We start from the raw sequence: 13,528 nt of genomic DNA, 5'->3' as shown, positions 1-13,528 counted from the left end.
CATGTCGCGCACCTTCCGCATCGCCCCCAGCATCCTGTCCGCCGATTTCGCCCGCCTGGGCGAAGAGGTTCGCAACGTGATCGACGCTGGCGCGGACTGGATCCACTTCGACGTGATGGACAACCACTATGTGCCCAACCTGACGTTCGGGCCGATGGTGTGCCAGGCGCTGCGCAAGCACTCTGTCAAGGCTGACGGCACCAAGGTGCCCATCGACGTTCACCTGATGGTGCAGCCGGTGGACGCCCTGGCCCAGGCTTTCGCCAAGTCCGGTGCCGACATCATCACCTTCCACCCGGATGCCAGCGCCCACGTGGACCGTACCCTGCAGCTGATCAAGGCCGAGGGCTGTCAGGCCGGCCTGGTGTTCAACCCAGCCATGCCCATCGATGTGCTGGAGTGGGTGATCGACAAGGTCGATGTGGTGCTGCTGATGAGCGTGAACCCCGGCTTTGGCGGCCAGAGCTTCATCGACAGCGCGCTGCGCAAGGCCGAGAAGGTGCGCAAGATCATTGATGCCTCCGGCCGCGATATCCGCCTGGAAATCGATGGCGGCATCAAGGTGGACAACATCCGCCGCGTGGCCGACGCCGGTGTGGACACCTTCGTGGCCGGCAGCGCCATCTTCGGTCAGCCCAGCTACAAGGTCGTGATCGACGCGATGCGCGAGGAGCTGGCGCGCTGATCAGGACCGTTTTTGATGGGCACGTGAATGAGGGGCTTGCGTGTCGGACCTCCGTGTTTACACTTAGGCCCGACCAGAAAATCATCAAAAAGGGAAGCATCGTCAGGCGTGTCCGCTTGATTTTCTGGACTCATCCAGTCTTTGACAATCAAGCACCCAGGGAGCGCAAGAAAGATGTTCAAACACGCGGTTTATTGGGCGGCCATGGCCGCCTGCGCAGCCATGGCCCAAACGGCCTATGCCGCCACAGAGTGGGCCCAGTATCAAGGGAATGCGCAGCACACGGGCTACGCCAACGTTACCCTGTCCAATGATTTTTCGTTGGCCTGGGCGAAAAATTTCAGTGGGGGCATCAACCCGGTCGCGGCTGCAGACGGCAGCGTTTTTGTGACCACCACGGGGTATTTCGCGGGGCAATACCTATACGCGCTGGATGCCGCAACGGGGCAAGAACGCTGGAGCAAGAACTTCGGGTCGATTTATTCCGTGAACCCTCCCAGCTACGCCAATGGAACCGTTTATTTGCAGACGGGGAACCACGGTGGCGATTCCTACTTCCGTGGCTACAACAGTGCCAGTGGCGATCTGGTGGTCAAGACACCGTTCAGCGCCCAATGGGAGCGGTACCAGGCGCCAACCCTGCTCAATGGCAATGCCTATGTGAATGGCGGCTACTACGGTGGTGCTTACTCGTTCAACCTGGCCAGCGGCAACCAGCGCTGGTTTACCGGGCTGGAGCAATATGACGGATGGACCCCTGCCGTCAGCGACAAATATGTTGTGACCTACACCGGGGGTAATCTGCGCGTGCTCGACCCGAACACCGGCGCAGTTACCCAGACCATTTCTGATCCCAATTTCTCATGGTCTGGCTGGACAGCAGGGCCCGCGCCAGTCCTGGTGGGGGACCACGCTTTCGAGACGGCAGCAGGCCACCTGAGCAGCTTCAATCTCCTGACGGGCGGCATTGATTGGTCGGTATCGGGGGTGACCGGGCAGATTGCAACGGATGGCCACGAGATCTTCGCCATTCGCAACGGTACCTTGTCGTCGCTGGATCTGCTGACTGGGGCGACCAACTGGATGTGGGAAGACCCAGGCAACTCCAGCTTTTCTGGCGAAGTTCTGGCCACCCAGAACTACGTGTTCGTGAGTGGTTCATCCCAGAGTTACGTGATCGATCGTGTGACGCACAAGGTCGTCAAAACCTTTGGTGACACTGGTCGTATTGCGCTTGGTAACGACATGATGTACATCGCGACAGCAAGTGGTCTCGTGGCATACAACGTCACCACCGTGCCTGAACCAGCGTCGCTGATGCTGATGGCACTGGGCCTGGGTGGTCTGGCACTGGCTCGTCGCAAAAAAACGGCTTGATGCCTTGTCGGGCAGCCGTAGAGGCCCGCCAAGAGCGGGCCGCGCTATGCTGCTGCCATGCCCAGCTTCAATCGCCCCATTTCCTCCCGCCTGCCCCACGTGGGCACCACGATCTTCACCGTGATGTCCGCGCTGGCGCAGCAGCACGGTGCGATCAACCTGTCGCAGGGCTTTCCTGACTTTGATGCGCCGGCCGACCTGCTCGCGCTCTTGAACGAGGCCACCCAGGCCGGGCACAACCAGTACGCGCCCATGACCGGCGCGCCCGTGCTGCGCGAGGCCATTGCCGCCAAAGTGCAGGCCCTGTATGGTGCCACCTACGATGTGGCCCAAGAGATCACGGTGACAGCGGGCGCCACGCAGGCCATCTTCACGGCCGTGGCGGCCATGGTGCATCCGGGTGACGAGGTCATCGTGTTCACGCCGGTGTATGACAGCTACGGCCCGTCCATCGAGTTGCAAGGCGGCCAGGTTGTCCATGCCGACCTGACACTGCCTGACTACCGCCCCGACTGGGCCAAGGTCAAGGCGCTGATCACGGCGCGCACGCGCATGATCATCATCAACTCGCCACACAACCCGACGGGCACGGTCTGGACGGCCGACGACATGGCCGCACTCGAAGCGCTGGTCAGGGATACCGACATCGTGATCGTCAGTGACGAGGTCTACGAGCACATGGTGTTCGATCAGGCACGCCATGAAAGCGTGTTGCGCTATCCGGGCCTGGCCGAGCGCAGCTTCGTGGTCTCCAGCTTTGGCAAGACCTATCACATCACCGGCTGGAAGATCGCCTACTGCCTGGCGCCACGCGAGCTCATGGCCGAGTTCCGCAAGGCGCACCAGTTCATCGTGTTCACGGTGCATGCGCCGTCGCAATACGCATTGGCCGAGTTCATGAAGCGCCCGGGCTGGTACGAGCAGCTCAAGGCGCTGTACCAGGGCAAGCGCGACATCTTCCGCCAGGCCCTGGCAGGTTCACGCTTCGAGTTGCTGCCGTGTCAGGGCACCTACTTCCAGTGCGTGAAGTACGGTGCCATCAGCGAAGAGGGTGATCGTGCCTTTGTGGAGCGCCTCACGCGCGAGCATGGTGTGGCGGCCATCCCCGTGTCGGCCTTCTACCCGAATGGCGATGACCACGGGGTGATCCGCTTCTGCTTTGCCAAGTCGGCGGCCACGCTGGAAAGCGCGCTGGCACGCCTGATCAAGCTCTGAACGCTGCCGAGATCAGCTTTCCCATTTTTCCAGATAGGCGCGCAACTGCTCGCTCCAGCTGGGTGTGGCGAACGCGCCCTCGCTCTGGTGCGTGATGGCGATCGGCCACGTGCCCAGGCGCAGGCCCTGCTGGCGGGCGGTGCGGCAGAAGTCCATGTCGTACATGTGGAACTTGAACCGTTGATCGAACGCCACGGAGCGGCTTCGCAGCGTGTGCGTGCGTGCAGCCAGGAACACGCCATCCAGCAGCTCGCAATCTGCGGGTGTGTCGCCGAAGGCCGAGATCTGGCCATGTGCCTGCTGACCGTGGCCGACCGCGCCACTGAGGTTGGCCGTGTCCCAGGTGAATTGCATGTCCAGGAACAGCCATGCGGGCTGGAAGGGCACGCGACGACGGTTGCCCGCCACGCCGATCACGTCATAGCGTTCCAGGCCTTCCAGCAGCCGGTCGACGAGTTGTGCATCGTCGAGCCAGACATCGTCGTGCACGAACAGCAGGACGTCTTGTGCATCAGGGGCGTTGATGCGACTGTTGTAGATCTCGGGGAGGCCTTTGCGGTTGCTGAAGGCAATGCGGGCCCGGACGCGCTTGTCCTGGGTCAGGCGCGTGAGCGATTTGCCCAGGGCGGACTTGGCCCAGAAATCACGCGGAGACAGGCGTGTGGCGCTGACGATGTCGATCATGTGCGGGCTGTGGTGGGTGCTTGGGTTGGCCGTGGCTGTAGTGTAAGCAGGCGGTTCGGGCATGCCGGGGCGCATGCGTTTGGCGTGATGGATCAAACTACGAGCTGCCTTGTAGCCTCTGGGCCACGTACTTGTTGATCAACGGCAGGAATGTCGCCTATTGATGCATTCCCTTACATCGTTGGTGGCGTGTCCGGGTGGACGATACAGGTGTGCACTGACAATCGCCGGTGCGCCCCATTCAGACTCAGGGAAGCCCGACAGGACCATGAAACAGGTACGTCAACTCGCTCTGGCCGCCGCAACTTGCGTGCTGGCATCCGTTACCAGCCAGGCTCATGCCGGGCAGAAGTTCTGCGTGTTCGATTTCCTGGGCGCGGCAGGTGACCTGTACAACCTCACCAAGGACTACGCCGTGGCCATGCAACGCCATGGTGTGGACCTGGAACTCAAGGGCTTCAACAATGAGGCCCTGGCCACGGAGGAGTTCAAGAACGGCAATTGCGATGCCATGGTGGCCACGGCTTTCCGCACACGCCAGTTCAACTCGGTGGCGGCGTCGATCGACTCGCTGGGCTCCACCACCATCTTGCGCAATGGCAAGGTGGACATGCAGGGCACATACGAGGTGCTGCGCAAGCTGATCCAGACCTACGCTGCACCCTCGCCTCAGGTCACCAAGCTGATGACCAACGGCAACTATGAGGTGGGTGGCATTGCGCCGGCCGGTGCGGCCTACCCCTTCGTGAACAACCGCAAGCTCAGCTCCGTTGAGGCGCTGGCGGGCAAACGCATCTCGGCCTTCGACTATGACAAGGCCCAGGCCGCGATGATCCAGCGCATCAACGCCGTGCCGGTGTCCACCGACATCTCGAACTTTCACACCAAGTTCAACAACGGCCAGCTCGACATGATGGCCGCGCCCACCATGGCCTACAAGCCGCTGGAGCTGCAAAAAGGCATGGGCAGCAAGGGCGGGGTCACGCGCTTTCCGCTGTTGATCGTGTCCTACCAGATGATCTTCAAGCGCGATCGCTTCCCTGAAGGTTTCGGCGAGAAGTCGCGCGAGTTCTGGATGAGCCAGTTTGATCGCGTGCTGCAGATCATCCGCACCGCAGACTCGACCATCCCGCCCATGGCCTGGATCGACATCGAGCCCGAAGATGCCGTCAAGTACACCTTGATGTTGCGCGAATCGCGTGTGCAGCTGGCGCAGCAAGGTCTGTATGACAAGCGTGGGCTCAAGGTCATCAAGCGCATCCGTTGTCACGTGAACCCGGGTGATCCTGAATGCCAGACCAAGTCCGAGGAGGACTGGAAATAAGGCCCGACAGGCGATGGCCAAAGTGGTCGCCTTTTGTGTCCTGAAGTTCCCTTGAACCATGCGCAGAATGTGGCGCAGACCCTCGAATGAGAGGGGTGAATCAGCTTGGATGAAATTTAACGAGTGTCGATAATCCGGGCTTCCTTTTTCGCGGCATCGGGCGTGTGAACCAATGAGGGAGTCGGGAATGCAAGGCAGTATCCAAGGTGTGCTGAAAGTCGCGGCGGTTGCGTCGGCACTGCTCGTGTGCGGCAGCGCGGCGCATGCAGGGCAGAAGTTCTGCGTGTTTGATTTTCTGGGGACCTCGGGCGATGCCTATGGCATGTCCAAGGACTATGCGCTCGCCATGCAGCGCTACGGCGTGGACGTGGAGCTCAAGGCCTACACCAGCGAGGCCGTGGCCACGGAAGACTTCCGCACAGGTAATTGCGACGCCTTCATCGCCACGGCGTTTCGCACCCGGCAGTTCAATGCGGTGGCGGCCTCGATCGATTCGTTTGGTGCGACCACCATCGTGCGCCATGGCGCGATCGACATGGCCGCCTCCTACGAGGTGCTGCGCAAGCTGATTCAGACTTACTCGACGCCGTCGCCATTGGTGTCCAAGCTCATGGTGCAGGGCGACTACGAGGTGGGCGGCATCCTGCCCATCGGTCCGGCCTATCCCTTCGTGAATGACCGGCGCATCAATTCGGTGGAGGCGCTGGCCGGCAAGCGCATCGCGGCTTTCGATTACGACAAGGCGCAGGCAGTGATGATCCAGCGCATTGGCGCACAGCCCGTGTCGGCTGACGTGAGCAATGTGCACACCAAGTTCAACAATGGCCTGGTGGACATGATCGCCTTGCCCACCCTGGCTTACAAGCCGCTGGAGTTGTACAAGGGCCTGGGTACCAAAGGCGGTGTGGGGCGCTTCCCCATCATGATCGCGTCCTACCAGATGGTCTTCAAGCGCGGGCGTTTCCCGGAAGGATTTGGTGAATGGTCTCGCGCCTATTGGCTCAGCCAGTTCGACCGCGTGCTGCAGCTGATCCGCACGGGCGATGCCTCCATCCCGCCTGCTCAGTGGGTGGAAATCAGCCCGGAGGATGCCTACAAGTACACCCTCATGCTGCGTGAGGCGCGCATCTCGCTGGCGCAGCAGGGCTTCTATGACAAGCGCGGTCTCAAGGTCATCAAGCGCATTCGCTGCCATGTGAACCCCAGTGACCCGGAGTGCACGACCAAGTCCGAAGAGGAATGGAAGTGACATGAAAAAGGGCCGGTTCAACCGGCCCTTTTGCTGCGCCTGATCGGGCCGCAGTCACTTGGCTGGCACCGCCTTGTTGGCGTTGAACAGCCACAGTGTTTCCGCATTGGCGTTGGCCGTGCTGATGCCACGCAGCAGGCCTTGCGTCAGGTTGGAGACGCTGGCCGTCAAGGTGCCGCCGTCCCAGCCGTTCAAGGTGCTGTTGTCGGCGATGGTCAGGGTGTTGTTGCTGCTCAGGACGTGGCTCAACACATTGCCGCCTTCCTTCCAGACCAGATGGCTGTGGTCCGCTTCGCCAGCGAGTGTGCGGCTGGGGTTGTTGATGACCGTCACCAGGCTGGCGTCTGAACTCAGCAGCGTGATGGCGTCGTTGTTGAGCAGATCGATGCGAGACAGGGACACGGCGTCCGCACCCGTGACCAGTTGCTGGCTGACCAGGAGGATGTCGCCCGCGTGAGCCAGGGTGTCGACATGCAGGGTCGGGCCGCTCAACGCGATCTGGCGCTTGCTGCTGTTGGCCTTCTTGACGATGGCCAGGGTGTCGCTGCCATCCTGGCGAATCACCACGGCCAGGGAGCTGGGCGTCATGGCGTGGCCGGCGATCTCGGGCATCTGCTCTGGTGTGCCGATGGCCAGTCGGGTGACCTCTTCCGCGGCCGTCTGGCCGGGTTTCAGGCGCCACAGCATCAGCTCGACCGATGCCTCCGGCGTGACGCTGGGCACCGCTGCCGCCACGGCCGCAGCGCTGGCGAGCCGGACGTCTGCGAAGTACGTGGCCTCGTCATCCGTGTGCACGAAAGGTGGTTGAACCAGGTTGAGTGTGGCCAGCTTGCTGGTGTCCAGCGAGGCGGTTGCCCAGTTCAGGCTGCGGACATCGTTGCCGATGCGCAGGTACACCTTGTCCGTGCTGCCGGCCACCTTGCCGAAGACGGTGACGGAGGTGCCTGGATCTACGGCACCATTGATCACGGCAGTGCCGTCCCCGGTGCTGCGGGCGGTGATGGTCAGCTTGTTGTCGGCATCCAGGCTGAGCACGCGGGCGATGGCGCCGGTGCTGTCGCGCTGGACATCGATGAAGGCTTGCGCGGACGCCGTGGTCTCGGTACTCGACGAGAGTGCGGTTCTGGTTTGATTGTCGGCCAGCGTGCTGCAATCGCCATCGGCGCCGGCGTTGGTGTAGCTCAGCAGGCTGGTGCGGCCGGTGGCATCGGTCTCGACGACTTCACGCAGTTCGCAGGCCTGTGTTTCGGAAGACACCTGGCGGGCCGTGGGCTGGCTCAGTTCGTTGCTGACGTGTTCCAGCGAGATCTCATAGAGCTTGTGCTGGTAGATGTAGTAGGCCGCGGTTTGCCGCCCGGCCACGTAACTCTTGCCATCGGCCGAGACGGTGAAGGCCTGCGCCAGCTTGGGGCTCGTGTAGGGATCGATCGGGGTGGCCTTGACTTCGGTGCCGGTGACGTCGTCCACCAGGGCGAGCTCCGCCGTGACGGTTTCACCAGCCAGAGCATTGCGCACCCCTGTCAGGTAGCTGCTCGTGGTGGCTGCCGGGGTGTCGCTGCTGGGGGCTGCACTGGCTGCCGGGTCGCTGTCATCGTTGTTGAGGTCACACGCGGTCAGCAGGGTGCTGGTGGTCAGCAAGATCAGCAAACTGGATGAAAGGCGGCTCAGGGCCATGGTTTGTCTCCTCGGTACGCTTTGGAACTGTTCAGGTCACCGTGACGCCGGTGATGCGTGCCATTGCCTGGCGCGCCTGAATCAGTGGGTGATGGGGCGAACCGAGAAAACTGTGATGGAAGTCACAAATATGGCCTGGGCCATTCTGACCAGCGATGTCCGAATCTGCTCTTCGGGCTTGCACCTAGTTGGTGTGCGAGGCTGTAACCAGTTGCATGATGGTTTGCATGACGCGCAAGGAGTGTCGGGTCAAGTCGCTGGCGTCTGCGGGCAAGTCTTTTGAATGGTGATCGTTCAACATGGCGCCCATTGTTCATTGACTTCTGGAGTAAGGCCATGGCCTCAGGTCGCAAAGGGGGCAGCAAGGGGCTGCAGTTGAGTTTTGCCATTCACGCCATGGTGTATGTCATGGTGATGCTGGGCTTGTGGCGCATCAATGCCACGACCAGCAGCCAGTATGACTGGGCCGGGATCGTGGCATGGGGCTGGGGCATGGGCCTGGCCGCGCACGGCCTGGTGTGGCTGATGTTCGGCAGGGGGGGCTCAGGGCGCAGTCGCGCAGCCTGAGTGCCCGTCTCAGGCCCGAGGCTGCCCGTACAACCTGGCAGCGTGCAGGCCCAGACCGGTGGCCACCGAGGCCAGTCGGTCACCGCGCACGGCCTTGGCCTGAGGGAAGGCGGCTTCCAGCTGGTCCGTCAGCAGCTTCAGGCCGGTGGAGCCGCCGGTGAAGTACAAGGCGTTGATGTCGCTCATGGCCACGCCGGCCAGCTTCACGGTGTCTTGCGCGCAAGCCACGATGCGGCCCAGGTCGGCGCCCAGTGCCTTGTCCACCTGCGCCGCGCTCAAGGGGCTGTGCAAGCCCTTTTCGATCAGTTGCAGATCGATGTCGGTGTCACCACCTTGTGAAACGGCGATCTTGGCGGCTTCGGCGCGGCCCACCAGGGCATGGCCCAGTCGCTCCAGCACGACTTTCATCAGGCGCTGGTGCTGGACCGGGTCGCCGTAGAAATCCGCCATGGCACGCAGCTCGGCCGTGCGCTGTGGCTGGTAGACCGTGTTGATCAGGTGCCAGGTGGTCAGGTCGAAGTAGACGCGGCTGGGCACGGGGCGCGGGTCGGCGCCTTTGATGCTGGGGCCGAAGCCACCATAGCCCATGGGCGGCATGACGCTGGCCAGCGAGATGTGGCGGTCGAAGTCGGTGCCGGCGATGTGCACGCCGTGGCTGGCCAGGATGTCTGCGCGGCGGTCCAGGTGCTGGGCGCGTTGCGGGCCCACGCGCACCACGGAGAAGTCGGAGGTGCCGCCGCCGATGTCGGCCACCAGGACCAGTTCTTCCTTGGTGGCCTGCTGTTCGTAGTCGAAGGCCGCGGCAATCGGTTCGAACTGGAAGGACACGTTCTTGAAGCCGACCGCCCTAGCTGCGGCCTCCAGCGAGGCTTGCGCCGCGGCATCGCGCTCGGCATCGTCATCCACGAAGAAAACGGGGCGACCCATCACCACATCGTCCAGTGCCTGGTTGCCGGCCTTTTCGGCGAGGCTGCGCAGGTGGCGCAGGTAGCCGGTGATGACGTCGAGGTACTTCACGCCAAAGCCATGGCCCACCTCGGTGGTCTGGTCCACCAGGGCGGTGCCCAGGATGCTCTTCATGGAGCGCATCAGGCGGCCTTCGTAGCCGTCGATGTAGGCCTGCACGGCGGCGCGCCCGAAGGTGCGCGGCAGGTTGTCGTCGAAGGTGCTGCCACGCCAGGTGTTGGCGGGCAGGTCATCGGCGTCCGTGCAGTAGAAGACCGCCGTGGGCATGGTCAGGTGCTCGCCCTCCAGAGGCACCAGGCGCATGCCAGCGCCCAGGCCGTCAGTAGCGGGGCGTGCGATGGCGATGGCCGAGTTGGAAGTGCCGAAGTCGATGGCGCAATAACTCATGAGGGATCCGGACAGACTGCAAAAGGGTGTGTTTATACCCTCTGCGGCGCGTCCAGTGTCAGGCGCACGTGTGTGCCACCCTGTGCTTCGTTCAGGATCTCCAGTCGGGCACCCAGGGCCTGGGCACGTTTGCGCATGTTGCTGAGCCCATGCCCGGGTTGTTCGGTGCGCGACAAGGGCAAGCCGACACCGTTGTCGACGACGCTGATGCGCACCGTCTGTTCGGGCGTGGACTCGATGCGCAGCAGGATGCGGCTGGCCTGGCCGTGTCGCACGGCGTTGGTCAAGGCTTCCTGGATCAGGCGCAGCAGGTGCAGGGCGCGCGGAGCGTCCAGCCAGGGCTGAGGCGGGATCTCGCCGCCGACCTGCCAGTCGAGCTGCACGCCCGCAGCCGCCAGTCGAGGCTGGAGCCGAAAGCGCAGGCTGCCCAGCAGCAGGACGGGATCACGGTCTTCCAGATTGCTCAGCGAATCAATGGCCACGCGCAGGTCGTCCAGGCAATCCTGGAGCGTGTCGGCCAGTGGCTGCTTGTCCGGCCCTTCGCGTCTGGCCATGTTCATGGCGGTGAGCAGATGCAGGCCCAGGCCGTCGTGCAGGTCACTGACCAGGCGTTCACGTTCCTGCGCCAGCGCTTGTTCTCGTTCTGCCTTGACGAGCTTTTGAAAGCTGGCCTCCAGTTCGGCACGCTGGGCGTCCACTTCACGCTGTAGCTGGCCAGACAGGGTTTCGGCCTGCTGCAGAGCCTGCCAGTAGCGATGGGTCCAGACCAGGGTGATGGACAGGAACAGCGGTACGGCGGCGTATTGGCGCAGGAAGAGCCGGCCCAGGCCTTCCAGATCGTTGGCGACCAGCAGGTCATTGCAGATCAAGGCGAGATAGGCCAGCCCCGAGATGGCGACCGCCCAGACCTGTTTGGCCCGTACTCGCCAGGCCGTGAACAGGAGGTGCCATTGGCTCCACAGGGTCAGCAGCAGCCCCCCCGCGCCCAGAGGTTTGAACCACACGCGCATGCCGCCGGTGTCGTCCTGCACGCCGAAGGCGATCACGCTGAACGCCACATAAGCCAGCGGGATGGCCTGCTGCCAGCGCGGCAGGCGTGCCTTGCTCAGCACCCACCGGCTGTAGCTCAGTGTGAACAGGGCCAGCAGGCCAATGAATACGGTGGCGCCGCTGACGGACAGGCGGCTCCAGGCGATGTTGTCCCAGTGCAGGCCGAAGGGCAGCTCCGTGGCCACGAAGTTGAGGTTGCGCACGCCCCACACGGTGGCGGCTACGGTGAACCAGCCGAACATGGGTTCGCGACCCAGCCGCCACCACAGGGCCGCGCCATACACGGCCACGGTCAGCACGATGATGGAGGTGATCAGGGTGCCGGTGTTCTGCCAGAAATGCCGATGGCGCCAGGCGGCTTGCAAGGCATCGGCCTCACCGACGTACACGGCATCGAGGCCGCTGCGGTAGGCGCGGTAGCCCATGAGCAGCACCAGTACCTCGTTGGCTTGACCGTCTGGCCGCAGGACGCCGTGGGGCAGGTCGAACAGCAGCGGCGTATAGAAATGCCGCGTGACGGGCTCGTGCATCCGACCGTGCTGGCCCAGCAACTGGCCGTTGACCCAGAGCTGGGCATTCATGCTGGCATAGGGCAGGTAGATCGACAGCGGCTGGCCGGCAGCCGGCGCCATGGCGGGTGCCCAGCGCAGACGGTACCAGGCGTAGCCTTGCAAGTCGGGGTGCCGGGTGTCCCAGGCGTCAGGCAGGCTGACGGCTTGCCAGCGAGGATCTCCTGGCGCTGGGGGCGGGGGGATGTCGGCGAGTGTGAGGGCGCCCTGGTGCTTGCTGGGCAGTGTCAGCACCTCACCCTGGCTGAGTGCCTGGATCTGATCGCCCGAGGGGGGAGGCAGGCTGCAGCCGGTCAGCAGGCTCAAGACCAGAAGGGTCCCCCATGCCCACGAGGCGAGGCTGCGGCACGTCACCGCAGGGGCGACAGCCCGAGCTGGACTTGTCGTTGGTTGAATTCGTAGACCGCCTCGGCGCGCGAGTTGACAGACAGCTTCTGGTAGATGCGCTTGATATAGGTGCGCACCGTGTTGGCCGATACCGACAACAGATCCGCCGACTCCTGGTAGCTGAAGCCCTTGGCGATCAGCGCCAGCAACTCCTGCTCGCGGCTGGTGAGCGCCATGCCGTCGGTGTACGCGATGTGGCCGGCCTCTGGGGCTGGGGCCATCTGGCGCTGCCGTTTCACCAGGGTTCGTGCGATCTGCGGGCTCAGTGGCGAGCCGCCTTCCTTCAGATGCTGCAGTTGCTCGCCCAGGCTGTCCGTGCTCAGATCCTTGAGCAGGTAGCCACTGGCACCAGCCTCGATGGCCGACACCACATGGCCCTCATCGCCAAAGATGCTGATCACCAGCACTTCGCAGCGAGGGTGCCGCCGCAGGGCGTGGCGGATCACGTCGATGCCCGATCCGTCGGGCAAGCCAAGGTCTGTCAGGACGATGCCGGCGGCTTGCTGGTCCAGCCATGCTATCGCTTCCGACACATTCACGCAGGCGTGCACGTCAGCGTGCTGCCTTGCGAGTTGCGACAAAAGCCACTGGCGCGTGGCCTCGTCATCTTCGACCAGCAGAATGCGATCCAGGTTCATGCCGCCACTCTAATCAGCTGCATCGGGGGCGGCATCCCCGCGTCTGCAGGGCTGCGCGCGGTTGCCAGCCGGTGTCAGGCCTTGCGGCGTCGGCCGATCGTGAGGGTGACCAGCAGGCCGGCGGCCAGCATGGCCCAGGATTCGGGTTCCGGCACCGCCGGCGTGGTGGGGCCGGTCGGCAGGGTCGCGCCTTCTCCAGGCAAATGCAGCTGGATGTTGTCAACCTGGGCGTAGACCGAGCTGAACTGGATCATGGTGAGGTTCTTGAAGCGGCTGTCGAGCGTGAGCGTCTCGAGGGAGGCCCAGGTGGCATCCAGCACGAAGTCCTGGCGCACATAGCCGCCGCCCGTGGCCGGGTAGCCAAATACCGTGAAGTTGCGGTAGCCACCGGCCGAGCTGAAGGGCGCGGCATCCATGCTGATCAGGTCGAAAACGCCGTTGTCGGTGCGTTTCAGCGAGAAACCACTGCCGTAGTTGGTGATGACGCCGGAATACACCGAGGGTGAGCCCGACCAATGCGTGGTGTTGGCCGGTGTCAGCGCATAGATGGTGCCGCCTGCATAGTGGGTGTAGGGGGAGCCGGAGAAGGTCGTCAGCTCAAATCCGTCTTCCACATAGGGCTTGGGGACGGTGACCGTCGGGTTGGTCGTGTTGCCAACGTTGATGCCGTTGAAGTCGATCACGACGGCTTGGGCGCTGGCGACAACGCTGGCAAGGAGTACGCCTGCTGCAATACGAGGGAATGTCATGTGAGTG

12 protein-coding genes are annotated in these 13,528 nt (G+C 63.3%); 6 read left to right on the top strand and 6 right to left on the bottom strand.

Going from position 1 to position 13,528, the window contains the following annotated elements:
* Position 1: 1 nt before the first annotated feature.
* The 3 genes from rpe (at position 2) to VFW93_RS05035 (ending at position 3,277) form a co-directional block, all read left to right on the top strand.
* Positions 2 to 685: a ribulose-phosphate 3-epimerase gene (gene rpe, locus VFW93_RS05045; protein WP_329692893.1), complete on the top strand. Its 684-nt coding sequence runs from the start codon at positions 2 to 4 to the stop codon at positions 683 to 685.
* Positions 686 to 859: 174 nt separating this feature from the next.
* Positions 860 to 2,062 (top strand): PQQ-binding-like beta-propeller repeat protein, encoded by a 1,203-nt coding sequence (locus VFW93_RS05040; protein WP_329692892.1) that lies wholly within the window; start codon positions 860 to 862, stop codon positions 2,060 to 2,062.
* A gap of 57 nt (positions 2,063 to 2,119) precedes the next feature.
* Positions 2,120 to 3,277: a pyridoxal phosphate-dependent aminotransferase gene (locus VFW93_RS05035; protein ID WP_329692891.1), complete on the top strand. Its 1,158-nt coding sequence runs from the start codon at positions 2,120 to 2,122 to the stop codon at positions 3,275 to 3,277.
* Between the two features lie 12 nt (positions 3,278 to 3,289).
* Here the strand turns inward: VFW93_RS05035 and VFW93_RS05030 are convergent, their stop codons facing one another.
* A complete protein-coding gene (locus tag VFW93_RS05030; RefSeq protein WP_329692890.1) occupies positions 3,290 to 3,961 on the bottom strand; it encodes a glycosyltransferase in 672 nt (223 codons plus the stop codon).
* A 268-nt stretch (positions 3,962 to 4,229) separates the two neighbouring features.
* Between VFW93_RS05030 and VFW93_RS05025 the strand changes: the two genes are divergently transcribed.
* On the top strand, positions 4,230 to 5,285 hold the full coding sequence (locus VFW93_RS05025; RefSeq protein WP_329692889.1) for a putative solute-binding protein: 1,056 nt from the start codon (positions 4,230 to 4,232) through the stop codon (positions 5,283 to 5,285).
* A 187-nt stretch (positions 5,286 to 5,472) separates the two neighbouring features.
* Positions 5,473 to 6,534: a putative solute-binding protein gene (locus tag VFW93_RS05020; RefSeq protein ID WP_329692888.1), complete on the top strand. Its 1,062-nt coding sequence runs from the start codon at positions 5,473 to 5,475 to the stop codon at positions 6,532 to 6,534.
* A 54-nt stretch (positions 6,535 to 6,588) separates the two neighbouring features.
* On the opposite strand, the gene VFW93_RS05015 is transcribed toward VFW93_RS05020, so the two are convergent.
* A complete protein-coding gene (locus VFW93_RS05015; RefSeq protein ID WP_329692887.1) occupies positions 6,589 to 8,208 on the bottom strand; it encodes a hypothetical protein in 1,620 nt (539 codons plus the stop codon).
* 336 nt (positions 8,209 to 8,544) lie between these two features.
* Between VFW93_RS05015 and VFW93_RS05010 the strand changes: the two genes are divergently transcribed.
* A complete protein-coding gene (locus VFW93_RS05010) occupies positions 8,545 to 8,775 on the top strand; it encodes a 2TM domain-containing protein (protein WP_329692886.1) in 231 nt (76 codons plus the stop codon).
* 9 nt (positions 8,776 to 8,784) lie between these two features.
* On the opposite strand, the gene VFW93_RS05005 is transcribed toward VFW93_RS05010, so the two are convergent.
* From VFW93_RS05005 to VFW93_RS04990, 4 genes are all read right to left on the bottom strand, one after another.
* Positions 8,785 to 10,128, bottom strand: coding sequence for an Hsp70 family protein (locus VFW93_RS05005; protein WP_329692885.1), 1,344 nt, complete (start codon positions 10,126 to 10,128; stop codon positions 8,785 to 8,787).
* A gap of 32 nt (positions 10,129 to 10,160) precedes the next feature.
* The gene (locus VFW93_RS05000) at positions 10,161 to 12,053 is read right to left on the bottom strand and encodes a sensor histidine kinase (protein ID WP_329692884.1); all 1,893 of its coding nucleotides are present in this window, start codon (positions 12,051 to 12,053) and stop codon (positions 10,161 to 10,163) included.
* 44 nt (positions 12,054 to 12,097) lie between these two features.
* Positions 12,098 to 12,772, bottom strand: a complete 675-nt coding sequence (locus tag VFW93_RS04995) for a response regulator transcription factor (protein WP_329692883.1) — start codon at positions 12,770 to 12,772, stop codon at positions 12,098 to 12,100.
* A 74-nt stretch (positions 12,773 to 12,846) separates the two neighbouring features.
* Entirely contained in the window at positions 12,847 to 13,521 is a 675-nt protein-coding gene (locus VFW93_RS04990; RefSeq protein WP_329692882.1) for a PEP-CTERM sorting domain-containing protein, read from the bottom strand.
* Between the last annotated feature and the right edge of the window lie 7 nt (positions 13,522 to 13,528).

The sequence above is a fragment of the Aquabacterium sp. genome (genome assembly GCF_036279675.1).
GTDB lineage: Bacteria > Pseudomonadota > Gammaproteobacteria > Burkholderiales > Burkholderiaceae_C > Aquabacterium.
The sequence above is the reverse complement of the archived record's forward strand: the minus strand, read 5'-3'. Positions and strand labels throughout refer to the sequence as shown.